The sequence below is a fragment of the Lacipirellula parvula genome (assembly GCF_009177095.1).
Classification (GTDB): domain Bacteria; phylum Planctomycetota; class Planctomycetia; order Pirellulales; family Lacipirellulaceae; genus Lacipirellula; species Lacipirellula parvula.
Window position 1 is genome coordinate 165,165 of sequence record NZ_AP021861.1, and the last position, 23,079, is coordinate 188,243.

At 63.7% G+C, this 23,079-nt stretch carries 15 protein-coding genes; 9 read left to right on the top strand and 6 right to left on the bottom strand.

Annotated elements, in window-relative coordinates:
- Positions 1-128 precede the first annotated feature (128 nt).
- From PLANPX_RS00585 to PLANPX_RS00615, 7 genes are all read left to right on the top strand, one after another.
- Complete coding sequence (locus PLANPX_RS00585; RefSeq protein ID WP_152096849.1) at positions 129-4,805, top strand: glutamate synthase-related protein; 4,677 nt, start codon at positions 129-131, stop codon at positions 4,803-4,805.
- Between the two features lie 104 nt (positions 4,806-4,909).
- Complete coding sequence (locus PLANPX_RS00590) at positions 4,910-5,293, top strand: GxxExxY protein (RefSeq protein WP_152096850.1); 384 nt, start codon at positions 4,910-4,912, stop codon at positions 5,291-5,293.
- Positions 5,294-5,362: 69 nt separating this feature from the next.
- Complete coding sequence (locus PLANPX_RS00595) at positions 5,363-6,940, top strand: glutamate synthase subunit beta (protein WP_152096851.1); 1,578 nt, start codon at positions 5,363-5,365, stop codon at positions 6,938-6,940.
- Positions 6,941-7,189: 249 nt separating this feature from the next.
- Complete coding sequence (locus tag PLANPX_RS00600) at positions 7,190-7,930, top strand: PEP-CTERM sorting domain-containing protein (RefSeq protein WP_152096852.1); 741 nt, start codon at positions 7,190-7,192, stop codon at positions 7,928-7,930.
- 64 nt (positions 7,931-7,994) lie between these two features.
- Entirely contained in the window at positions 7,995-8,450 is a 456-nt protein-coding gene (locus PLANPX_RS00605; protein ID WP_152096853.1) for a peroxiredoxin, read from the top strand.
- Positions 8,451-8,886: 436 nt separating this feature from the next.
- Positions 8,887-9,141 carry a DUF485 domain-containing protein gene (locus PLANPX_RS00610; protein ID WP_198421827.1) on the top strand — a complete coding sequence of 85 codons (255 nt, stop codon included), beginning with the start codon at positions 8,887-8,889 and terminating at the stop codon, positions 9,139-9,141.
- A 66-nt stretch (positions 9,142-9,207) separates the two neighbouring features.
- A complete protein-coding gene (locus PLANPX_RS00615; protein WP_152096855.1) occupies positions 9,208-10,947 on the top strand; it encodes a cation acetate symporter in 1,740 nt (579 codons plus the stop codon).
- Positions 10,948-10,975: 28 nt separating this feature from the next.
- Here the strand turns inward: PLANPX_RS00615 and PLANPX_RS00620 are convergent, their stop codons facing one another.
- The 5 genes from PLANPX_RS00620 to PLANPX_RS00640 form a co-directional block, all read right to left on the bottom strand.
- A complete protein-coding gene (locus PLANPX_RS00620; RefSeq protein WP_172991771.1) occupies positions 10,976-12,640 on the bottom strand; it encodes a DUF1559 domain-containing protein in 1,665 nt (554 codons plus the stop codon).
- 68 nt (positions 12,641-12,708) lie between these two features.
- Complete coding sequence (locus PLANPX_RS00625) at positions 12,709-14,223, bottom strand: hypothetical protein (RefSeq protein WP_152096857.1); 1,515 nt, start codon at positions 14,221-14,223, stop codon at positions 12,709-12,711.
- Positions 14,220-14,861 (bottom strand): hypothetical protein, encoded by a 642-nt coding sequence (locus tag PLANPX_RS00630; protein WP_172991772.1) that lies wholly within the window; start codon positions 14,859-14,861, stop codon positions 14,220-14,222. The genes PLANPX_RS00625 and PLANPX_RS00630 overlap by 4 nt, the downstream gene beginning before the upstream one ends.
- A gap of 20 nt (positions 14,862-14,881) precedes the next feature.
- Positions 14,882-15,364 carry an RNA polymerase sigma factor gene (locus tag PLANPX_RS00635; protein WP_152096859.1) on the bottom strand — a complete coding sequence of 161 codons (483 nt, stop codon included), beginning with the start codon at positions 15,362-15,364 and terminating at the stop codon, positions 14,882-14,884.
- A gap of 148 nt (positions 15,365-15,512) precedes the next feature.
- Positions 15,513-16,226 (bottom strand): RsmE family RNA methyltransferase, encoded by a 714-nt coding sequence (locus PLANPX_RS00640; protein ID WP_152096860.1) that lies wholly within the window; start codon positions 16,224-16,226, stop codon positions 15,513-15,515.
- Positions 16,227-16,364: 138 nt separating this feature from the next.
- On the opposite strand from PLANPX_RS00640, the gene PLANPX_RS00645 reads away from it, so the two are divergent.
- Positions 16,365-17,171, top strand: a complete 807-nt coding sequence (locus PLANPX_RS00645; RefSeq protein ID WP_172991773.1) for an ExeA family protein — start codon at positions 16,365-16,367, stop codon at positions 17,169-17,171.
- 48 nt (positions 17,172-17,219) lie between these two features.
- On the opposite strand, the gene PLANPX_RS00650 is transcribed toward PLANPX_RS00645, so the two are convergent.
- Positions 17,220-21,248 carry a hypothetical protein gene (locus PLANPX_RS00650; protein WP_152096862.1) on the bottom strand — a complete coding sequence of 1,343 codons (4,029 nt, stop codon included), beginning with the start codon at positions 21,246-21,248 and terminating at the stop codon, positions 17,220-17,222.
- A gap of 433 nt (positions 21,249-21,681) precedes the next feature.
- On the opposite strand from PLANPX_RS00650, the gene PLANPX_RS00655 reads away from it, so the two are divergent.
- Positions 21,682-23,022 carry a PQQ-binding-like beta-propeller repeat protein gene (locus tag PLANPX_RS00655; RefSeq protein ID WP_152096863.1) on the top strand — a complete coding sequence of 447 codons (1,341 nt, stop codon included), beginning with the start codon at positions 21,682-21,684 and terminating at the stop codon, positions 23,020-23,022.
- Positions 23,023-23,079: the final 57 nt, after the last annotated feature.

Consider the following 23,079-nt stretch of genomic DNA (forward strand, 5'->3'; position numbering starts at 1 on the left):
CAGATAGAAGTAGAAGAAATCATGCAAACCAGCGGGTGCATTTCTTTGCGCCTTCGCGCCTTTGCGTGAGAAAAATTAAAACCGCCGCCATCAGTAAGAAGGCGGCCTACGCGTTGGAAAGTGTTGCTATGGAAAACCAACTCCCGCTCGTTCACCTCCCCGAGAAGCACGGTCTGTACGACCCGGCGTTCGAGCATGACTCGTGCGGCGTCGGCTTTGTCGCGCACATCAAGGGCGAGCGCAGCCATCAGATCGTCCTGGATGCGATCGAAGTGCTGCGCAACATGGACCATCGCGGCGCTTGCGGCTGCGAAGCGAACACGGGCGACGGCGCCGGCATTCTCACCGCCCTGCCCCACGACTTCCTCGTGAAGGCGGTGAAGGCCGACCTCGGCGTCGACCTCCCGGCCGCGGGCCGTTTCGCCGCCGGCAACGTCTTCCTGCCGCAGCTCGAAGCCGAGCGCAAGATCTGCAAGGAAACGGTCGAAAAGATCGTCGCCGAGCAGGGCCAGCGCCTCATCGGCTGGCGCAAGGTCCCCACCGACGTGGCTGCGGCCGACCTCGGCCCGACGGCTCGCGCCTCGGAACCTGCGATCGAGCAACTCGTCGTCGCCGCCGCTGATGGCGTTGAGGGCGAAGCCTTTGAGCGTCAGCTTTACATGATCCGCAAGCGCGCCAGCAACAAGCTTCGCGCCGACAAGACGCTGAAGCAGGCGAAGCTTTTCTACATCTGTTCGCTGTCGACGAAGGTGATCATCTACAAGGGGATGTTCACGACCGACCAGTTGTTCCACTACTTCCCCGACCTCGCCGACGACGATTACACCAGCCATCTGGCGATGGTCCACTCGCGGTTCGCAACGAACACGTTCCCCTCGTGGGATCGCGCTCAGCCGTGCCGCTTCATGAGCCACAACGGCGAAATCAACACCCTCCGCGGCAACGCGAACTGGATGTTCGCCCGCCAAGGCATGGTGCAGAGCGAGCTGTTCGGCGACAACCTGAAGAAGCTCTTCCCCATCGTCGAGCCCGACTGCAGCGACTCCGGCACGTTCGACAACGTCCTTGAGTTCCTGCTCATGAGCGGCCGCTCGATTCCCGAGGCCGTCATGATGATGGTCCCCGAGGCGTGGCAAAACCACGAAACGATGCCCGAAGAGAAGCGGGCGTTCTACGAATACAACAGCTGCCTGATGGAGCCGTGGGACGGCCCCGCGTCGATCGCGTTCACAGACGGCAAGTTCATCGGCGCCACGCTCGATCGCAACGGCCTCCGTCCGTCGCGGTATTACCTCACCCATGACGACCGCGTCATCATGGCGAGCGAAGTCGGCGTCCTGCGTTCGATCAAGCCGGAGAACGTGAAAGCCAAGGGCCGCCTCCAGCCGGGCCGCATGTTCCTGGTCGACTTCGAGCAAGGCAAGCTGATTCGCGACGAGGACCTGAAGCACGAATACGCCAGCCAGCGTCCCTACGCCGAGTGGCTGAAGAAGGAGCGGATCGACCTCAACGAGCTCCACCCCGAAGAGCGTCCGCACGGCTTCAACCGCAAGACGCTGCTTGAGCGGATGCAGGCCTTCGGCTTCACCGCCGAGACGATGAATTTCATGCTGCTGCCGCTGATCAAGGATCAAAAGGATCCGATCGGCTCGATGGGCAACGACTCCTGCTTGGCGTGTCTCAGCGACAAGCCTCGGATGCTGTACGACTACTTCCGCCAGCTCTTCGCACAGGTCACCAACCCGTCGATCGATTCGATCCGCGAGGAAGTGATCATGTCGCTGGAGTGCTACATCGGCCCCGAGCAGAACCTGCTCGAAACGACGCCGAAGCACGCCCATCGCTTGCGGATGCCGCATCCGATTCTGTCAAACGAGCAGATGGCCGCGCTCAAGCGGATTAACCGCCGCGGCTGGCGCTCGAAGAAGATCGACATCACGTGGCCGCGCGAAGAGGGAACCGCCGGCATGGTGACCGCGCTCGAGCGCGTTTGCCAAGAGGCCGAAGCCGCCGTCGAGGAAGGCTACACGCTCGTGGTGCTCACCGATCGCAAGATCAGCGCCGACCGCGTGCCGCTGAGCTCGCTGCTGGCCACCGGCGCCGTTCACCATCACTTGGTTCGCACTGAGAAACGGACCCGCGTCGGCATCTGCGTCGAAACGGGCGAAGCTCGCGAAGTGCACCACCACTGCTTGCTCGTCGGCTACGGCGCCGATGCGATCAACCCCTACTTGGCGTTCGAATCGCTCTGGCAAGCCCGCCGCGAAGGGTTGCTCGATTCGGGCGAGTCGACTGTTAAGGCCGACGAGTCGGGCGAAGGCGACCAGCACCCCGCGATCGACAACGTCTCCGACGGCGAAACCCACGACCCCGTCACCGCGGCCGATCACGAGCTCGTGAAGAAGTACCGCACCGGCGTCGCCAAGGGCATGCTCAAGGTGATGGCGAAGATCGGCATCTCGACGCTGCAAAGCTACAAGGGCGCCCAAATCTTCGAAGCGATCGGCCTCCGCGACGAAGTCGTCGCCCGCTGCTTCGCCGGCACCGCCAGCCGCATTCAAGGCGTCGACTTCAAGGTCCTCGCCGAAGAAGCTCTGCGGCGCCACGCCCTCGGCTATCCGCAAACGCCGGCCGGCAAGATGCCGATGCTCCCCAACCCGGGCGAGTTCCATTGGCGGGCCGAAGGCGAACGCCACATGTGGGATCCGCAGTCGATCGCCGATATCCAGGTCGCCGCGCGTAACAACAGCCCTGACGCTTACAAGCGGTTCGCCGAGCACATCAACCACGACTCCCGCACCCGCTGCCAGTTGCGCGGCCTGCTGAAGTTCAAGGAAGGCGCGCAGTCGATTCCGCTCGAAGAAGTGCAATCGGCGAAGGAGATCGTCAAACGCTTCTGCACCGGCGCCATGTCGTTCGGCTCGATCTCGGCCGAAGCGCACGAGTCGCTCGCCATCGCCATGAACCGCATGGGCGGCAAGAGCAACACCGGCGAAGGCGGCGAAGATCCGATCCGCTTCCAGCCGCTGCCGAACGGCGATTCGAAGCGCTCGGCGATCAAGCAGGTAGCGTCAGGCCGCTTCGGCGTGACGATCAACTATCTCGCGAACGCCGACGAACTGCAGATCAAGATTTCGCAAGGCGCGAAGCCGGGCGAAGGGGGCGAGTTGCCCGGCCGTAAGGTCGACGACACGATCGCACGGATTCGTTACAGCACCCCCGGCGTCGGCCTCATCAGCCCGCCGCCGCATCACGACATCTACTCGATCGAAGACCTCAAGCAGCTGATCCACGATCTGAAGAACGCCAATCCTTCGGCCCGCGTCAGCGTGAAGCTGGTCTCCGAAGTCGGCGTCGGCACGATCGCCTCGGGCGTCGCAAAGGGCTACGCCGATCACATCCTGATCGCCGGCGACGGCGGCGGCACCGGCGCTTCGCCGCTGACCAGCATCAAGCACGCCGGCCTGCCGTGGGAACTTGGCCTCGCCGAAACCCACCAGACGCTGGTGATGAACGACCTCCGCAGCCGCGTCATCGTGCAAACCGACGGCGGTTTGAAGACCGGCCGCGACGTCGTGATCGCCGCGATGCTCGGCGCCGAAGAGTTCGGCTTCGCCACGGCGCCGCTGATCACGCTCGGCTGCATCATGATGCGGAAGTGTCACCTCAACACCTGCCCCGTCGGCGTTGCCACGCAAGATCCGGAACTTCGCAAGAAGTTCAACGGCAAGCCGGAGTATGTGGTGAATTACCTGTTCATGGTCGCCGAGGATGCTCGCCAAATCATGGCAAGCCTCGGCTTCCGCACGATCGACGAGATGGTCGGCCGCGTCGACTGCCTCGAAACCGACGCCGCCATTCGCCACTGGAAGGCCGACGGCCTCGATCTCACGAATCTGCTGATGCCGGCGAAGAAGCCGTACCCCGAAGCGGGCACCTACAACACGCGGAAGCAAGATCACGGCCTCGAGCAATCGCTCGATATGCGGACGCTGCTGAAGCTGGCTGAACCGGCCCTCGTCGCCGGCACGCAGGTGAAGGCCGACGTCGAGATCGTCAACACCGACCGCGCGGTCGGCACGATCCTCAGCCACGAGATCGCCAAGAAGTATGGCGCCGACCTGCTGCCCGACGGCACGATCCACTTCAAGTTCACCGGCTCGGCCGGCCAAAGCCTCGGCGCCTTCCTCGCGAAGGGCGTCACGCTGGAACTCGAAGGCGATGCGAACGACTACGTCGGCAAAGGCCTCTCGGGCGGTCAGATCATGATCTACCCGCCGGCGAGCGCCAGCTTCGTCGCTGAAGAGAACATCCTCGTCGGCAACGTGTGCCTCTACGGCGCCACGAGCGGCCAGGCGTTCTTGCGAGGCCGTGCGGCCGAGCGGTTCGCCGTTCGCAACAGCGGCGCCTCGGCGGTGATCGAAGGCGTCGGCGACCATGGCTGCGAGTACATGACCGGCGGCCGCGTGGTCGTGCTTGGCTCGACCGGCCGCAACTTCGCCGCCGGCATGAGCGGCGGCGTCGCGTACGTCTGGGCCCCCGACCGCGAACGCTTCCTGCTCAACCTCAACATGGGCATGGTCGAAGCCGAAGCCGTCGAAGCGGAAGAAGACGTCGAGGAACTGAAGCAACTCATCGAGCTGCACCAGAACCTCACCGGCAGCCCGCGAGCCGGCGACATCCTCGACCGCTGGGACGAAACGCTGCCGCAGTTCGTCAAGGTGATGCCGGAAGACTACAAACGCGTGCTGCTGGAAAAGAAAGCCGCCGCCAAACAAAAGCACGCCGCCCCCGCGGCGGTCTAGAAGAAAGATCTCACGCAAAGGCGCGAAGGCGCAAAGAGAGAATAAGTAACGGAGAGATTGTCACGGAGGAACGGCGGTACTGAGCAACTGACGGGAATCGTGTGATGGATGAGAATCCGATTTCACAGCAGATCGTCGATGCCGCGTATCAGCTTCACAAGACGCTAGGGCCAGGGTTACTAGAGTCGGTTTACGAAGTCGTACTGGCCTACGAACTTCGTAAACGCGGGTTAAAGGTCGAAAGACAACTGCCAGTTCAGGTTGTTTACGACGGGATTTGCTTTGAGGAAGGTTATCGCCTCGATCTGTTGGTCGAAGGCAAAGTGATCGTCGAGATCAAATCAATCGAGACGGTCACGCCAGTCCACAAGAAGCAACTGCTCACTTACCTGCGACTGTTAGACAAACGCTTAGGACTATTAATCAACTTCAACGAGGAACTAATCCGCAACGGAATTTCCAGAGTCGTCAACGGCCTAGAAGACTGACCAGTATTCCCTTTGCGCCTTCGCGCCTTTGCGTGAGATCCTCCCGCTTCAGTTAGATAAGAGATTGCCATGGGAAAGCCCACCGGATTCAAAGAGTTCCCCCGCGAGACCGTCCCCTACCGCGACCCGGTCGAGCGCGCGAGCGACTTTCTCGAAATCTTTACCCAAGCTCCTGTCGAGCACCTGATGACGCAGGGCGCCCGCTGCATGGATTGCGGCGTCCCCTTCTGTCAGTCGAACAGCGGCTGCCCGATCGACAATCTCATCCCTGAGTGGAACGACATGGTCTACCAGGGCCGGTGGCGCGACGCGCTCGATCGGCTCCACAAGACCAACAACTTCCCCGAGTTCACCGGCCGCGTTTGCCCGGCGCCGTGCGAAGGCTCGTGCGTGCTCGGCATCAACAACCCGCCGGTCACGATCAAGAACATCGAGAACGCGATCATCGACCGCGCCTGGGAGGAGGGCTGGGTCGAGCCGAGCGTGCCGACCTACCGCACCGGCAAGACGGTCGCCGTCGTCGGCAGCGGCCCCGCCGGCCTCTCTGCCGCCGCGCAGCTCAACAAGGCGGGCCATACGGTCACCGTCTACGAGCGCGCCGACCGCATCGGCGGCCTGCTGATGTACGGCATCCCCAACATGAAGCTCGACAAGGGCGTCGTCGAACGCCGCGTTCAGCTCCTCCGCGACGAAGGGGTCAACTTCGTCACCTGCACCCACATCGGCCGCGAGGAAGAGTTCCCCTCGGGCCACATGACGCAGATCATGCAAGAACGCGGCTGCGAAGTGAAGTTCATCGAACCGCAGAAGCTGATCGACGACTTCGACGCGGTCCTCTTCTGCACCGGCGCCACCCGCACGTTCGATCCCACGGCGAAGGCCCCCGGCCGCGAGCTGAAGGGGATCTTCAACGCGATGGACGTCCTCACCCGCAACACGAAGAGCCTGCTTGACTCCGAGTTCACCGATGAAGCGTTCACGCCGGTCCGCGGCAAGCATGTGATCGTCATCGGCGGCGGCGACACCGGCGCCGACTGCATCGCGACCAGCCTTCGCCACGGCGCCGCGAGCATCGTCAACTTTGAACTCCTCGCCCCGGCGCCCGCCGAGCGCGCTGCGAACAACCCCTGGCCCGAGTGGCCGCGCATCTTCCGCGTCGACTACTCGCACGCCGAAGTGAAGGCGATCACCGGCGAAGATCCGCGGGCGTACAACATCATGACGAAGGAATTCGTCGCCGATGACGCTGGCCACGTGAAGGGCGTTCGCACCGTCGAAGTCGATTGGTCGAAGCCGGTCGCCGGCGGGGCGCCGTTCAGCGAAGTCCCCGGCAGCGAAAAGGTGTGGCCCGCCGAGATGGTGCTCCTCGCCACCGGCTTCGTCGGCCCCGAGCTGACGATCGCCGAAATGCTCGGCATGAACACGGTCGAACCGCGCCGCGGCTGGACCACGTTCGCCGCCGAGCACGGCAAGTTTGCTACGAACCTCGACGGCGTCTTCGCCGCCGGCGACTGCCGCCGCGGCCAATCGCTCGTCGTCTGGGCCATCAACGAAGGCCGCGGCGCCGCTCGTTCGATCGACGAGTACCTCATGGGTTTTACGAATCTCCCGGCGCCAGGCATCAATTTGCCTGCCCAGGTGGTGTAAGCCTAGCGGCGCTCGCCCTTAGAGTGTGAACATCAAACGTACCCCCGGACTGGTCGCTTAAGCGACCAGTCCGAGCCCACGCTAGGGTGCCGTCATCACGCACGGCCCTCCATCGCATGACGCAGCGGTCGCGTCGCCGCGCACGCGCTTCAAGCGATCATCCGCTCAGGCACAAGAATCGCTCTGAGTCGGCGACCGAAGTCGCCGTCGTGGCGGCCTCATGAACCGAATCGGCCCCGGGCGCGCCACATGTCTCGTTATCTCTCCGCGGTGTTGTCTCTGCTTCTCACTTCGTCGTTCGCCACCGCCGCTCCGTTGGCGCCCCTCTACAACGAAAACGCCGACGCCGTCGCCTCGCCAACCTACTTAACGAACTTCGGCAACGTCGGCATCGCCCCGGCCGGATCGCCGTTCCCCACGAAGTCGTTCGAGTTCAACACGCAGGGCAACCCCGAAAGCTTCTTCTACGACCAGATCAAATTCCTCGTCGACGACGTCGGTTCGCCCTACGCGGGGACGCCCTACAAACAGTTCCAAATCAGCTTCGATCTCCTCACTAAGCAATTGATTGGCTCGGCGAACCTGTTCAACATCCTCCTCGATGCCCCAGGCGTCGCGGCCCTACGCTTCGAGAACACCGGGGCCGTCGTCGTGCAAAACTTTACCTATACCACGGTGGGGCAGCACGCCGATCTCGCCGCACGGCACGTCGATCTGGCGCTCGACCTGAATCTGAAGCGGTTGTCGGTCGCCCTCGACGGGCAAGAGGTCTACAACGCGGCCGCGAACAGCGCGACGCAACTCCGCAGCGTCCGGTTTTCTTTCGGGGCCTTGTCGACGGATGTGGTCAGCGACAACGCATTCGTCTACGTTGACAACATCCAGATCTCCGCGGCCGTCCCCGAACCGTCGACCATGGCGCTCGCCGCCTGCGTCGCGCTAGCATGTATCGCCCGCCGCCGGAGCAGCAGCGGAAGTCTGGCCCCATAAAGCCCGACCCACGGACTGGTCGCTTCAGCGACCAGTCTGAACCCACGCTGCACTCGTCCTCCCCATGCCCTCCACTCAACCCGGCGACCCCGCCCCCAACGTCACCCTCCCCCTCCACGACGGCACGCGCATCGCGCTCGCCGATCTCTGGAAGGAGCACGTCGTCGTGCTCTTTTTCTACCCTCGCGACGACAGCGTCGTCTGCACCAAGGAAGCCTGCGCGTTCCGCGACTCGTTCGAAAAATTTGTCGAAGCGGGCGCCACCGTCGTCGGCGTCAGCGGCGATTCGAGCGAGAAGCACGAAGGTTTTGCCAGCCGCAATCGGCTGCCGTTCCTACTGGCGAGCGACGCAGACGGTGCGCTGCGCAAGGCCTTCGGCGTGCCGAAGACTCTGGGGCTCATTCCCGGCCGCGTCACGTACGTGATCGATCGCCAGGGCATTGTGCGAAACATCTTCAGCGCCCAATTCGCCGCCGACGCCCACGTCCGCGAAGCGATGGACGCGGTGCGGGCGTTGTGAGGTTGTGTCGACTCGTGCGCCCGATTCTTTGATTTCTTGCGTCCCTTCGAAATCGCTCCGCCGGGTCGTTGACCCGCGGCTACCAGCCGCGGGTGGCCGAAAATAGGTCGTAGCCATCGGCCGCCGACTCCTCTATGTTCGATGCGTCGGGCCATCGGCGGCCGCCGCGGAGCGATGCGCATTTTTAGCCCCGGGCTCCGCCCGGGGGTCGCGTTCTACGCCGCAATGGCAAGTAGCGTACGCCGCCGCGAAGCCGAAGGCCGTTGACCGCAACGACAAGCAATTTTGTCGCGACAAACAGCCGCAGATCACGTTGTGCCAGGACGTAACCCCTTTTCAAGAAACGACATAGAATTCTGTCGCCAAAAATCGCGTTCGCGACAAAATGACGCGACAAAAACGACAGCCGCAACCAGTCGACCAGGCAGGTAATTCCATGGCCAACCGCAACGCCCGCATCGGGCTGATTCTGTTCTTCGTTTACCTCGCGTTCTACGGCGGCTTCGTCCTGCTCGCCGCCTTCTCGCCGGCAACGATGGCGCGGCTCCCTTGGTCGGGAGTGAACCTCGCCATCTGGTACGGCTTCGCCCTCATCGCCGGCGCCTTGCTCCTCGCCCTCCTCTACGGTTACCTCTGCCGCGTCGAAGCCCCCAATACGAACGCACCTCCCGATGGCCACGCGCAAGACTAGACGCCAAGCATCGCCTCCTCCCTCATTCCCCATTCATCCTTCCGCATTCAGCATTCTTATCTTCGCATGTCCCACGAACCTTCCACGCTCGCGATCCTCATCTTCCTCGGCATGGTCGGCATCACGCTCGGCATTAGCTTTTACCTCGGCCGCAAAGCCAAAGACTCCGCCGGCTACTTCGCCGCTCACGGCCAGATCCCCTGGTTCGTCAACGGCGTCGCCTTCGCCGGCGACTACCTCTCGGCCGCGTCGTTCCTCGGCATCTGCGGCATGATCGCCTTCTACGGTTACGATGGGTTCCTCTACTCGATCGGCTACCTCGCCGGCTGGATAGTCGCCCTGTTCGTCGTCGCCGAACCGATGAAGCGGCTCGGCAAGTTCACGTTTGCCGACGCGCTCAACGCGAAGTTCAACTCGCCCGGCATCAAGCTTGCCGCGGGCGTCAGCACGCTGGCCGTGAGCATCTTTTATCTGATCCCGCAAATGGTCGGCGCCGGCGTGCTGGTGCGACCGCTGCTTGGTTGGGAGCATTGGCAAGGCGTCGTCATGGTCGGCGCCGTCGTCATCGTGATCGTCGTCACCGCGGGCATGGTGTCGACCACGTGGGTGCAGTTCATCAAAGGCGGGATGCTGATTGTTTTCAGCTCTGTGCTGACGGTGATGATTTTGCAACGCGGCCTGCATGCTGATCCTGAACTACCTGCGGCACAGGCGATGGTGAAGCAAGCCGACGGCTCCGTGCTCGTGAACGGATTGCCGAAAGGAAACGAACCTGGCGAAGCTCAATTAAAGCCAGTCGGTTCGATTAGCAAGCTGCCAGGCGGCGTCGAGAAGACGGGCGCGCTTGGCCCGCTGGAGTTCTTTAGCACGCTTGAGCAAAGCGAGGTCGTTCTCTGGAGCAAGACGGAAACGAAGGGCGACGACGGCTCAACGACGACGACCTTCTCGCCGAAGCCGACGCCAGGCAGCCAAATCCTGCAACCCGGCGCCAGCCCCACCTTCGCCGGCATCCGCAGCGAAAAGTTTTCCGACAAACTCAATTTCCTCTCGTTGATGCTCGCCCTCTTCTGCGGCACGGCGTCGCTGCCGCACATCCTCATCCGCTATTACACGGTGAAGGACGAAGCCGCCGCGCGTAAGAGCACGATTGTCGGCATTGCCTGCATCGGCTTCTTCTACGTACTCACCCTCTACATGGGCCTCGGCGCCATGACGAGCGGCGCGCTCGACGTCACCGACTCGAACATGGCCGCCCCGCTGCTCGCTCGCAGCATGAGCGAACTCCTGTTCGCCATCATCTCGGCGATCGCTTTCACCACTGTCCTCGGCACGGTGAGCGGCCTCATCCTCGCCTCCGCCGGCGCCGTGACGCACGACTTGCTGGAGAGCGTGACGACCGTCCACATGAGCGATCAGCAGCGCGTGCTCGTCGCCAAGTGCGCCGCCGTCGTCGTCGGCGTCATTGCGATCTTCCTGGGGATCGCGTTCAAAGAGCTGAACGTTAGCTACCTCGTCGGCTGGGCGTTCAGCGTCGCCGCGAGCGCCAACCTGCCGGCGCTGGTGATGCTCCTCTTCTGGCGCGGCACGACGAAGCAAGGGATCATCGCCGCGGTGCTCGTCGGCATGATCAGCTCGCTCACTTGGATCCTGCTCAGCGGCGACACCTACGCGAGCGTTTACGGTTGGGATAAAGCCGATTCAATAGTCCCGTTCAGCCAGCCGGGGATCGTGACGATTCCGTTGGGCTTCGCAACGCTGATCGTAGTGTCGCTAATCACTCAACCAAAACAACGCCTCGCGGCCTGAGCATCAACCCTCCAACACGAAGTAGCGCTCACTTGATTTCGTCATTGCCAACGACCTCGCCTCCCGCGTAAGTCAGCAGTTTTTTCAAAACCGCCGGATCGATCTCGTTGCTCAAATAGCGCACCGAGCCGTCGCACCATCCCGCGACAAATTGCTCGCGGTCATCCCGCTTCACGCCCGCCAGCGCGTTCGCCAGATCAACTTCCCAGTCATCCGGCTTCGTCCAAACGACCGCCCGTTCCGGCACGACCTCCACCGTCATGACCGTGTTCGACGTTCCATCCTTAATGTCCTTCCACGAAATTCCTTCCTTCGCGGCGAACACCGCCCCTTCCATGATCGGCGCCACGAACGTCGTCCGTCCGCGATCGCCAATCGCCGCTTGCACGGCGGGGTCGGGATCGCGAAAGACTTCCGGCATCCGCTCAATCAGCTTGCGGTTGTGCTCGCTGTCCCAAGGCTCGTCGAGTTTGAACTCTTTCCAGAGCTGTCCCCCTTCGAGATAGGGCAAGACGTGGACGCGCCAACTCAGGAGCGGGCGACCATTGGCATCCCTGCTCGAGGCCGCAGGAAAGACGTCCTTCTGTGCCGACGCGTAGTTGAGCAAGCCGAGGCCAATCTGCTTGAAGTGATTGATTCGCGTATTTCGGTAACTCTCGTTACGCCACTTTTGCGTCATCGCGGGCAGGAAATCTCGCATGAACGCGAGCTGCTGCTCATCGTCGCCAAAGGAGATCGACAGCTGCGTTCCCTCGACGCGCGGCTTCACTAGCGCCAACAGCGGCAGGAACGTGCTGGCTCGCTCTCGATGCGCCGGCGGGCCGTCGATCGATTGCTTGAGCAGCGTCACGCCGGCGAGCGCCATGCCATTTTTGGTCGCTTGTTCCAACACGCCTGCCGCTTCGGGCGTGGCGCCATCGGCGACGAACGACCACTGGAACTTCGGCGGAAACTTCACTGCCGCCCCGGCCCAGCGCACGTCATTCGCCAAGAACTTGCCGTTGATCGCCGCAAACGGCTCCGGCAGTTGCGGAAACATCTCGCGCAGCACCCGCCGACTATCAGCGTCGCCGACGAGCGCGATTCCCGCATCGGCGTCGCCGAGTCCCGCGAGGGCTGCGAGGACGTCAGATCGCGAACCGCTGGCAGCCTTGGCATGTAGTTCTCGCACGCGTTCAAGCTGCTTGGGCGAACCTGCCGCGACGATTGTTTCGTTGATCACCGCGAACTCGCCCGGGTAGAGGAAGTCTCGCACTTCATGCCTTGGCAACCCGGCGCCGCGAGGATTCAATTCTTGCCGCATTTCGTTGAGGAACTTGGCCGCCTCCGCCGCGTTGCCGCCGCGGTCGATCTCGACAATCCAAGTCATTCCCCCCTCCGCAACGTCACTCACGCGCAGTATGGCATACGCACGCCGGGCGCCGAACTTTTCGAGCAGTCCATACACTCCCTGGATCGCGGCTGCACCTTGCTTGGCGGCTGGCGCCTCCGTTTCCGGGATGACGCCAAAGCTAATCGCCTCGGCCACAAACGCCGGGACGTCGACGCGTCGCAGTTCGATCACACCGACGCCGACCACGTCGGCGGTGAGATCGGGCGCGATGGCGACATGCTCGTCGGCGCGGGCGGCGGCGAGCGGAGCAGCCACGAGGCTGAGAGTGAGGAAAGCGAGTATGGAAATGTGTCGGAGCATGTGATGGTCCGTCTTTACTGACGAGGGTGGTTGAATATCTCGCGCTGCCGTCGGGCTTAAAGCCCGACCTACGGTTTGGCCAGCTTGATCTCGAATCGCCATGCCGACCCTGAGATGCCGTCGCTGGACGGCAACTCGAGAATCGCCGTGTCGCCGTCGAGGCGATATTGGTACGGCTTGCCGGTCAGCGGATTCAGGGGAAGCGGGACGGCCTTGATCTCATCGAGAGCTGCGGGAAGCTTGCCCGTCTGGGCGGCATGCATGCGAATCGCTTCGATCGTTTGTAGGGCGTTGAGTTGCCACTCCAATTTCACCTCCGCACTCCGCACCGACCGCAATGCGGGGAGCATCACCTGAGCGGCCGCTTTTGCGAAGTTACCCTCAAGGGAACTGCCTCCCCTGAACTCTTCGGAGTCGATCGCCACGCCCTTCAGCTGCGCCACCGGGACGTACCACCACTTCTCCATCACGTCGGCAATCCGGCGGAACTCCCGCGCGGCGTCGATCGCGAGCACTTGGCCGACCGGCATCGCCTCGACGACCGCGGCCTCCATTCCCGAATCCAACAATCGCTGCTTCGCCGCTGGATAGGCGAGCACCCCCCACCCCGCCACAGCCAGCCGAGCCGCCTGCGGATCGGGTTGAGCCGAGCCGTTGGCAGAGAGTTGCTGCAAGCTAATGAAGCTATCGGCCAGCAGTTGCGCCCATTGCTCGGGCGAATGTTGCGCCGTCTCGGGCGACTCCATGAACGGAAAGATGGCGACGTTGAACGACAGCTCATGGCGAATCGACGTCCGCAGGTCAACGAGCGGCCGCGGCAACTCGGCGATGGCCCAGTAGAGATTCGGCGAGTCGGGCGCGGAGATCAACTCGATCGCTTCGGCGTTCCCCATGCCGCAGATGGCAAGCCCCACCAATCCGCTGACAATGAAGGGTGACTTCGCCACGTCCTCGCCGAGGCGATAGTTCATCCGCAGCAGATTGATCACTTGCGGATAGTCGTGGTCGGCGACGGCCACTCGCGCCGCCAGCATCAGGCCGCGACTGATCGCACGCATCGCTTGAATTTCCGGCAGACGAAACCCGTAGATGTCCGGGCCTCGCAGTTCGGTGATGATGCCGTGCCCCCAGTCGCAGTCGAGTCGCTCGCTTCCCGGAGCGACGAAGTTGTCGATGATGTCTTGGAAACTCGTTGCGGCCTGCTTTGCCTTGTCGAGCGGCAGCTTCTCCAGCGGCAGCGTTTGGTCGTACCAGCGATGGACCTCCTCGTCGCCGTACTCTTTCTCCAGACGCTTCCAGATCGATTCGACGCCTCCTTCGGGGAATGCCCGCGAATAATGCGTTGCCGCGTTACCCGGCTTTAGCTCCCGTTCGCGAAGCGTCAGTCGATGCTTGAGCGCCGGCACCGGCTCTGCTGCGGGCGTGACGGTCATCTTGAAGACCGTGAGTCCTTGCTGGCCGTCGGCGTCTTGCACCATCGTGAGTTCGCCATGGCTAATGCTCGGCGAACTTGCGAAGCAGGACGCTGCGACTGCGGCCCACAGCACTCGTTGTGTAATGAGGAAGTGTTTGGATGAGTTCATATTGAATCTCCCGAAGGGGTTCGTTCCCACGGCCAGACGACGCGGGGAGGAGCGGGGGCGGCGGGGAGGAGTTCTTGTTGCAGGTTGCGGATTGTTTTCGGCGTGGCAGGCGTCGGCTCGGCGTCGACGGCGATCTGGTCATTGTGAGAAGCAGACGCCGGTCGATCGAGGCGGCGGAGCGCGAACCATGGGCCTGCAAGGGTGGGCCGTGCATTACGAGCGTCGGCGGCTAGGAAGCGATCAAGCTCGCTTAGCAGCGACGGCGTCGTTACGCTGCGATCGCTCGCATCTTGAGCGACGGCCGTCGCAGGAGCCTCATACACAGCGAGCCGGGGCGTCTCGCCCCCGGCGCGTTCTGGTTCGGAGACTTTACTCTGTTTAGCGCTCGGCCATCCCAGTGTCACCGCCACTGCAAGAGAGGCCGCCATCGCTGCGCTAGCGCAAGACCACGCTGCGATATGGCGGCGGTCGGGAATCCCTCCCCTGCCCCCTCCCTGCAAGGGAGGGGAACAATGCTGCGCCTCGCACGCGGCCCAGCCGGCGCGGTACAGCACCTGATCGCGATCCAAGCGGCTCACCGGCAGCGCTCGCGCCGCGAGCAGCGCCTCGAACGCCGCCAGTTCCTCTGGTAGTCTCATCTCGTCAGCCATGGTTAATCTCAGCAAGATTGCGGCTCCCAGTGATTGCGGAGCTGTTCGAGTGCCTGCGTATAGGTTCGTTGAGCGCTGCTTTTCGATCCGCCGACCAGCTCGGCGATCTCCTGCCATGCGAGCCCGCCCCAAACGCGCAGGACGACGATCTCGCGGGCGGTGGGTTCGAGCGTCGCCAGCGCATCGTTGAGCCCGGCGGCGTCGGCGGGGTCGGTGGTCGGCGTTGGTCGAGCCGCTCGCACTTCGGCGGCCGAGTGTTCGTGTGCGGTGCGGCGGCGTTCGGATCGCATCGCGTTGAGGGCGCGGTTCCGCACGACGCGGTAGAGCCACGCCGCGGGGTTGTCGGGCGCCGTCGGCTGCCGGGCGAGTTCCACGAGGGCTTCCTGCACGCAGTCGTCGGCCGCGGCGGTCCACTGCCGCGCGTAGAGGGCGAGCGCGGCGGCGTGCCGGTCGAGCATCTCGGCGATTAGCGTGGCGTCGACGCTCGGCATGGCGATTCCGGGCCGATGGGACGTGGTTCTGCAGAGGAGACACCGCAGCGGGCGGCGTTTGCCCAGGAAAGATTCTTCCCGGGCCTTAAAACTCCCAAACCGTGAAAAGTGATTGCGTAGGACGCTGGCTTTGAGAGCCGCGCCTGCGTTAAGGCTGCGGGATTGTCAGGCACGCCGCGAGTCCGAGCGCCGCGGTCTCGATCCGCAGGATCCGTTCGCCTAAGCCAACTGCCTTCCAACCTGCTGCCGTGGCTGCTTCGACCTCGCCATCGCTGAGCCCCCCTTCGGGGCCGATGGCCAGGAGCGTCGGCAACTGCTGAGCAAACTCCGCCGCCGTCGGACGAACGCCGGTCGGATGAGCGACCCAGCGGCGGTGGGTGGGAGTTCCCTCGTCTAGGAGATCGCTTGCAGTCAGCCAGTCGCTCCACCGCATCGGCTCGGCAATCTCCATCAGCCGATTCCGCCCGCACTGCTTACTCGCCTCGATCACGTACCGGCCGAGCTTATCGCCCCCCTGCTTCTCGCTCCGTTCCGTGACGAGGGGCACGATCCGCGTGACGCCGAGCTCGACCGATTTTTCGACGATCCATCGCTGGCGGTCACCCTTCGGCAGCGCGACGCCAAGCACCAGCGGCTGCGGCAGTTCGCGATCGACGAGCCGGCTTTCCAGAATCGCCAGCTCCACCGTCGACCGCTTGCACGCGACCACTTCGGCGTCGAACTCCTGCCCCGAGCCATCGAACAGCGTCACCGCCATCCCCGGCGTCGCCCGCAGCACATGGAGCAAGTGATGGGCTTCGTTGCCGTCGAGGGTCGCCTGGTCGCCCGTGATGGGAGCGTCGGAATAGCAGCGGCGGGCCATGGCGAGGTTCTGATTCGAGGGGGTGCTAGCACAAACGGTGCGGCGGAGTGGCGCACCGACGCAAGTTCCGCCGTCGCTGGCGCCGATGGAACAGGCAGCATTCTGTCTGCCGTCGAGCCGTCGCTCAAGAGACTCGCCATGTACCACGCCCATTGGGGCCTCGAACGCTCGCCATTCGCGGGCGGCGAGGGCCTGCCGTTCTTCGAAGGCGAAGGCCAAACCGAGGCGATCGCTCGGCTGCGCTACGTCGCCGAACAACGGCGGCATGCTTTGCTCCTCGCTGGGCGGGGCGTCGGAAAGACGGCGCTGCTGCGGCAATTCGCCGAGACTCGCCGGTACGAAGGGCTTCAGACCGCGATGATGAGCCTGGCCGGGCTCTCGCCGCGAGAGTTTCTGTGGCAAGCTGCGGCTCAGCTCGCACTGGGCCCGAAGTCGAGCGATGACGTGGTGCAATTATTCCGCCGGATCACCGACCACGGCTCGGCCGTGGGCTGGGGCGCCGGCGCTGCGACGGCGCTACTACTCGACGACGCCGATCAGGCTGGCGCCGACGTCCGCCTGCAACTGCTGCGGTTGCTGAGCCTCGCCAGCGGGACGACCCCCTGGTTGACCGTGGTGCTCGCCGCGACGCAGACCGGCGCCCGACGGATGGGCGACGAGTTGCTCGACGCCCTCGACCTGCGGGTCGAGCTGGAGCCATGGAGCGAACCCGAGATGGTCGGCTATATCCAGCACGCCCTGCTGGCCGCGGGAGCGGAGCAGCCGATCTTCGACGATGAGGCGCTTGGCGCCTTACACGCCCTCTCGGACGGCGTGCCGCGGAAGATCAACCGGCTGGCTGACCACGCCCTGCTCGGCGCGGCGGCGGAAGGTCGCGATACGATCGATGCGGCGATGATCGAAGCGGCGCACGATGCGCTGAGTTGGACGACGACGGGTTCTTAGCCGATACGTTCGCTGCGCTTGAACTTAGAGCAGCGGCTGGGCGTAAGGTTAGTCGTTCAGTTGTGACAAGATTTCGTCCCAAGAGAGCCGCACCTGCCCGATCCGCCGCGACAGGCGGTCGGAGGACGAGACGTGGGTTAGCTTCGACCGCGCCTCGGTCACTTCGTCTTCCAGGGCCGAGAGCCAATCGGGGACGTCGAGCCCGGCGCCGTGCGGTTCGCTGACTAGTTCGGCGATCTCGCTTTCTAACGCGGTGAATGCTTCCTGCCGCTCGGCTTCGTCGCCATCCATTGCCGGTTCGACCATCGCCCGTAGTCCGTCGATCACCAGCGGGCGGATGAAGCGTTCGCTCAGGCGGTCGGCGATCGTCGGCAGCTGCATGCCATACTCGTTCGCGAGGGCGTTGAGCCGCGCGATATGGAGGTCGGCCGCCTCGCTCGTCCGTTCGGCGAACGCTTGGCGCCAAATCTCGGCGGCAGATTCTTGCCCCTGCCGCACGAGAATCTCGTGGGCCCAAACGACGGGCTTCAGATTCCACGCGATACGGTCGTAAGCGGCCCGCTGGCGCAGGAAGTCGATGAACATGTAGAGCAATTCGCCGTGGTCGCTCTGCGTCGTCGTCGTGTTGTAGTCGCGGTAGGCGCGGTAGTTCTCGACGACCGCTTCGATGGCGATCGACAGCAACTCAACGACGTCGTCGCGATCCCACTGTTCGTCGATCTCGCTGAGGAGCTTGATATTTTCCATCGCGTCTTCGTCGACGCTCAGCGAGATCAGCCAATCGGCGACTCCCTGATGGAGAATCCCGCGGAGGTTGCCGAGGCTGAGGAACTTTTGCGTGAACAGGTCGGCGCCGTAGCGCTGAACAAAGGTCACGAACCGCGGCCAGTAGTCGGCCGGGACGGCGAGTTTTTCGACGATGCTCAGCCGCAGCGTTTTGCTGTGGGTGAGCCAGTGGTCGAGTTGTCGCTCCGTGAGCTGTTGCAGCACGTCGACGAGGATGTGATCGGCGTCGCGATCGGTCTCTTCCTCGCTCGGCTCTTCCCAATCGCTCGCCGACTCGACAATCGCACGGACGATCGACTGGTAGCCGACTTCGAACAGGCTGTCGAATTCGGTGACGGCCCCCTGTCCCACGGGGTTGGTGCTTTCGAGTTCCTGGGCGAGTTGGAGCAGCTGGCATGTCTCGCGGATCAAGCCAAGCCGCGGCAACCAACCGAGGAGGTCGTGCAGCAGTCGTTGGATCGAGCGAGTGACGACGACCTGCTTCGGGATGCCGCCGCGTGAATGGGGGACGTACAGCAACTGCCGCGGCGTGAGTGCTTTGAGGAAGTCGTCCCAAACGGCGCGAACCTGGTCGGGGTCGCCGGCCAGCACGGCTCGCAACAGCGAGACCGACACCGCGTCGATCGGATCGCCGAACCGTTCGGCGTCGCGGGCGTCGTTGCGCGTCGTCATCAATAGCCGCGCAGCTGTGGCGGTTTCGACGCAGGTGCCAACGATTTTCTGAATGAGGGCGTCTTTGATCGTCCGCAGGCGGTCGAATTCGACGAGCGATTCGTGCGAGCCGCTCGGTTGGCGAAAGCGGTAGCGGTGAACGGCTTCGAGAAGTTCGAGCAGTTGGCGGTAATTGTTGCCCGCCTGGTTGAGCCACTGTTCGAGAATCTCCGCGCGTTCCGGCCGCTGAGCGTCGCCGCCCCAGGTGATCGCCGCGTGCTTCCAGAGACGGGCGACCGTGTTGAGGAAGCTGAGCCGTTGCTCAAGGCGATCGGCTTCGTATTCCCACTCGGTGCAGAGGGGCTCGACGCCGTCGTCGACGATGTCGCCTTCGATGCCATCGTCGGTCGTGTCGCGGAAGGTGACGTCGTCATAAGCGGCGTCGAAGATGTCGCGCTCTTCGTCGTCGTCATCTTCTTCGCCTTCGATCGCTTCGTCGAATTCGCCTTCATCGTCGAATTCGTATTCGTAGTCGGCATCGTCGTCGAAGTCATCGTCGTCGGCGGGATCGCCGAAGGGGATGTCGTCGTCGAGCAACGCGGAGCCGACGCCCCCGCCGCCGATTTGCAGCGTGGGCGCTTGCCAGTATTCCTCGGCGTTGGCTTCGAGGTAGCCGAAGAACGCGGCGATCTGCGGCCAGTGGTCGCCGTCGCCGGCGTGTTGCTGCGATTCGACGGTGGCAAGCCACTGGAACGCAAGCGGGTGGAACGAGATGTCGCCATCTTCCAGCGGCGTGCGATCGCGCTGGTTGACCCACTGCATCATCAGCGCCCGCGCCGCGACGACGTCGCCGTGGTCGAGAAGCGCTTCGATGACGAGCTGGAACGCCTTCGAAGAATCGAACTGGTCGACGAACAGCCGCCAGAAGGCGATGTCGCCGGCCGCGGCGCCGGCCTTATGCCAGGCGTTGAGGGCGCCCGACACGAGGTTCGCCGAGACTTCAATTTCCTTCGCCACGAGCCGCTTCACGCCTTCGATCGTGGAGGAAGCGAACTGATCCCACCACATTGCGAGCCGCGTGAGGACGGTCGAGAAGCGAGTTTCCAGCGTCGTGTTGTCGACGGCGGCGGCTTCGCTCCAGGCGCGGGCGGCGAGATCGAGAATCTGCTCGACGAGTTCGATCAGTTCGTCGACGCGCCAGTCGTGGACCGTGTTCTCCATTGCGGGGAACAGGCTGAAGTTGGCGGCAAAGCCGACGATGTTCCACGGGTCGACCAGGGCGCCGCACTCAATGGCGCGATGGAGGAGCGCTTCGACCTGTTCCAGATCTTCCACGACCGGCTCAAGTTCGTCGCGATCGAGTGCGTCGTGCCCCGAGGTGAGCCGGCAGTAAATCGCCGTGAGCATTCGCGCCGAGGCGACGCGGACGGAGTCGGCCTGTTTGAGCGCGGCCTCCGTACGGCCCATACGGGCGAACAGCAGCGCCAGGTGAACTCGCTGCAGTTGGATCGCACGGCGGCGGGCCAGTTCGTGGTTGAGGTGTTGTCGCGCGCCGCCGAACGGTTGGCGGGTGCGTACCGCTTCATCACGAAGCCGATCGCCATGCGGACCGGCGGCGCTCTCCAGCAACTGGCGATAGAAGTCGTCGCGGTACGAGGCGATCACCGGCAGCAGCGTCGAGAGCGTCACCGACGAATCGTGCCGGTTGGGCGAGTCGCCGCTGGTGCCCGAGGCCATCAAGATCGTCCCCGCCAGCACCGCGGCTGCTTCGTCGATGCGGTCGTTCGGGTCGATCCCCGCCGGGCAGTGGCGCGGATCGCAGCGCGTAAGCAGCGCGTCGAGCGTCACCTGCTGCAGCACGAACCGCGAGTAGTAACCCGCGTTCGAAATGTGGTGCGTGTCCCACTGGCCGAAGTGGTAGTTGGGGCGGCGATTAACCGGGTGATCGAAATCGTATGCCCGCGGGTCGAGGGCGACCTCTTCGAGCCGATCGAGATCGAACCACGCCCGCGAGAGGATCTCGGGATCAGCGTTGCGGAGGATCTCAAGGGCGCGAGAGACAATCGCCTCGTAGCGGCCGGTGGCGACGCCCGCTCCGCGGACGAACAGCGGTACGGGGCGAACGAATTCATGGGGGTAGGGATCGCTGCGGGCGCCCGATTCCAGCACCGCGGTGGGGCGGTAGCCGACGTAATCGTTGAGCTGAGCGATCGCCGCGTCGATGATTCGTTCGGTTTCGTTCCAGGGGCCCCCTTGGGCGAGAATCGCCTCGCATGCCCGGCCGATGAAGAACGGGCGGTAGAGTTCCCACGGGTGCTGGTGGTGCAGCAGGTCGCGGTGAAATTCGCAGTAGGCCTTCGGGAGCTTGTCGGTGGCGAGCGCGATCACCGCGCGGGCTTGCTTCGAATCGGCGAAGGCGCCGCTACTTTTCTGGAGTCGGTCGACGGCCCCGAGTAGCCAGCGGCCGAGGGTGGGCAGGACGTCCTCGGGGGGGGCTTGGCTTTCGATGGCGCGGAACAGGCCGTTCAGATTGGCCAAAAACTTCGGATCGCTCGTCCCCGCCGAGAAGTTGAGATAGCCGACCGCCTCGTCGAGCAGTGCCGTGGCAGCGGCGTCGGGGCTTGGCGGCGGAGAGCTCACGATGGCTTCGTTCAGGGGTGGAGGGAACGGCCGCCCGGTTGGGGGCGTTCGCAATGGGGGTGTGTGCCGGGTTCCGAGCCGGCCCGCAATCAGTTGGCTGAAAAGGGCGCGGGTTGGGGGTAGGTGCCAAACCGCCTAAATTTGGCCAGTTCCTTCGGGCCGACCTGTATCGTAAGGGACGGGCTGCGGGCTGGTCTAGGCATGAAACGTGCTTCGGCCCCTGTCTGGTCCCGTGGATTCGGCGGAGAGCGAGGTCGACTGCGCGATTCCATGAATATGAACATTGCGTGAGCGTGGTACGGCGGCTGAACAGGGCCGAGAAGTCTTTGTCCCGTCGATTTTAGCTGATTACACTAGGCAGCTGAGACCCGCGTGATATTTCGACGACCGATCTTCGCCACTTGCGCCCCTTTCGTACGACGAGACTGCCAGGATGATGCCGACGCTTTGGAATAGCACCGCCGTTCGCCGAGGGTTTGCCCTTTCGCTAGTCTGGATGGCGGCGTGGTCGTCGTCTGCCGTCGCGCAGGGCGAAGGGCAACTCGTCACGCGCGAGTTGGCCGCCAGCAAGGGGCTGGAGCGGGCTTGGTTTGCGCAGATTCCGGTCGACGCCAATCGAAGCCGCGTCACCACCTGGTACCTCTACTTCGATCGTTTGTACGGGGTTACTGATTCGGGCATCATCACGGCGCTCAATGCCGAGACGGGCGAGCAGCTATGGGCTCGTCAGGTGGGAAATCCTGGGCACGCCGCCTTTGGGCCAGGCGCGAATAGCGACTTCATCAGCGTCGTCAGCGGCGGCCGGTTGTACATGCTCGATCGTCACACCGGTCGGGTGAAGTGGATTCGCGAACTTGGGAGCGCCCCGGCGTCGGGACCGGCGCTCAGTAACACGACAGCCTATGTCGCGCTCATGACGGGGCGTATTGAGGGCTACAACCTCAAAGATCCGGTAGCTGAGCCGTGGTATTACCAGTCGAAGGGGCGTACCTTTCTGCGGCCGACGGTCACCGGCAATGTCGTGAGCTGGCCGACTGCCACGGGGTTCTTGTACGTCGGTCACGCCGATGATCCGGGCGTGATGTGGCGGATGCAGACCGATGACGACATCGTCACCTCGCCGGCTCAGCAGTCTCCCTACTTGTACATTGCATCGACCGACGGCTATCTGTACTGCCTCAACGAAATGAACGGTCAGGAGGCGTGGCGCTACTCGACTGGGTATGCGATCACGAGTTCGCCCGCCGTCGTGGGCGATATGGCGTTCGTCGCGTCGTTCGAGCCAGCGCTGCACGCTCTCGATTCGCAGACTGGGCAAGGGAAATGGGTGGCCCCGGGAATTAGCCATTTTGCCGCTCGCGGCAAAGAGCGGGTGTACGCGTCTGATCGCATGGGCAACCTGTTGATTCTTGAATCAGCGACGGGCCGGCCCGTTTGCCGCCTGCCGGTGGCCGAAGGCCAAGAGACGCTGGTGAACGACCAGAGCGATCGGATTTTCCTGGTGAACGATCACGGCCTAGTGCAGTGTCTGCACGAGATCGGCGTCAACGAGCCGATCATGTATCGCCAGCCAGTCGCTCCGCCTGCAGCTTCCGACAAGCCTGTCGGCGACGAGACGCCTGCAGCCGACGCGGCAGCGCCCGCCACGCAACCCCCGGCGGTGGCACCAGCGGCCGAAGAGGATGCCAGTCCCTTCAGCGAAGAGCCGGCTGAGCCTGCTGATGCGCCCGCAGGCGATGCGGCGGAAGACGACAATCCTTTCGATACGTTCTAGAACGCATCGCAACGCCTTCTCGCGTTCCTAGCCCCGGGCTCCGCCCGGGGGTTGCGT

Excerpts from the sequence above, each read along its gene's own strand:
- PLANPX_RS00605 (WP_152096853.1), top strand. The coding sequence starts at position 7,995 with ATGCCCTCCACTCAACCCGGCGACCCCGCCCCCAACGTCACCCTCCCC.
- PLANPX_RS00640 (WP_152096860.1), bottom strand. The coding sequence starts at position 16,226 with ATGGCCCGCCGCTGCTATTCCGACGCTCCCATCACGGGCGACCAGGCG.
- PLANPX_RS00635 (WP_152096859.1), bottom strand. The coding sequence starts at position 15,364 with ATGCCGAGCGTCGACGCCACGCTAATCGCCGAGATGCTCGACCGGCAC.
- PLANPX_RS00645 (WP_172991773.1), top strand. The coding sequence starts at position 16,365 with ATGTACCACGCCCATTGGGGCCTCGAACGCTCGCCATTCGCGGGCGGC.
- PLANPX_RS00595 (WP_152096851.1), top strand. The coding sequence starts at position 5,363 with ATGGGAAAGCCCACCGGATTCAAAGAGTTCCCCCGCGAGACCGTCCCC.
- PLANPX_RS00585 (WP_152096849.1), top strand. The coding sequence starts at position 129 with ATGGAAAACCAACTCCCGCTCGTTCACCTCCCCGAGAAGCACGGTCTG.
- PLANPX_RS00610 (WP_198421827.1), top strand. The coding sequence starts at position 8,887 with ATGGCCAACCGCAACGCCCGCATCGGGCTGATTCTGTTCTTCGTTTAC.
- PLANPX_RS00590 (WP_152096850.1), top strand. The coding sequence starts at position 4,910 with ATGGATGAGAATCCGATTTCACAGCAGATCGTCGATGCCGCGTATCAG.
- PLANPX_RS00615 (WP_152096855.1), top strand. The coding sequence starts at position 9,208 with ATGTCCCACGAACCTTCCACGCTCGCGATCCTCATCTTCCTCGGCATG.
- PLANPX_RS00600 (WP_152096852.1), top strand. The coding sequence starts at position 7,190 with ATGTCTCGTTATCTCTCCGCGGTGTTGTCTCTGCTTCTCACTTCGTCG.
- PLANPX_RS00625 (WP_152096857.1), bottom strand. The coding sequence starts at position 14,223 with ATGAACTCATCCAAACACTTCCTCATTACACAACGAGTGCTGTGGGCC.
- PLANPX_RS00630 (WP_172991772.1), bottom strand. The coding sequence starts at position 14,861 with ATGAGACTACCAGAGGAACTGGCGGCGTTCGAGGCGCTGCTCGCGGCG.
- PLANPX_RS00655 (WP_152096863.1), top strand. The coding sequence starts at position 21,682 with ATGATGCCGACGCTTTGGAATAGCACCGCCGTTCGCCGAGGGTTTGCC.
- PLANPX_RS00620 (WP_172991771.1), bottom strand. The coding sequence starts at position 12,640 with ATGCTCCGACACATTTCCATACTCGCTTTCCTCACTCTCAGCCTCGTG.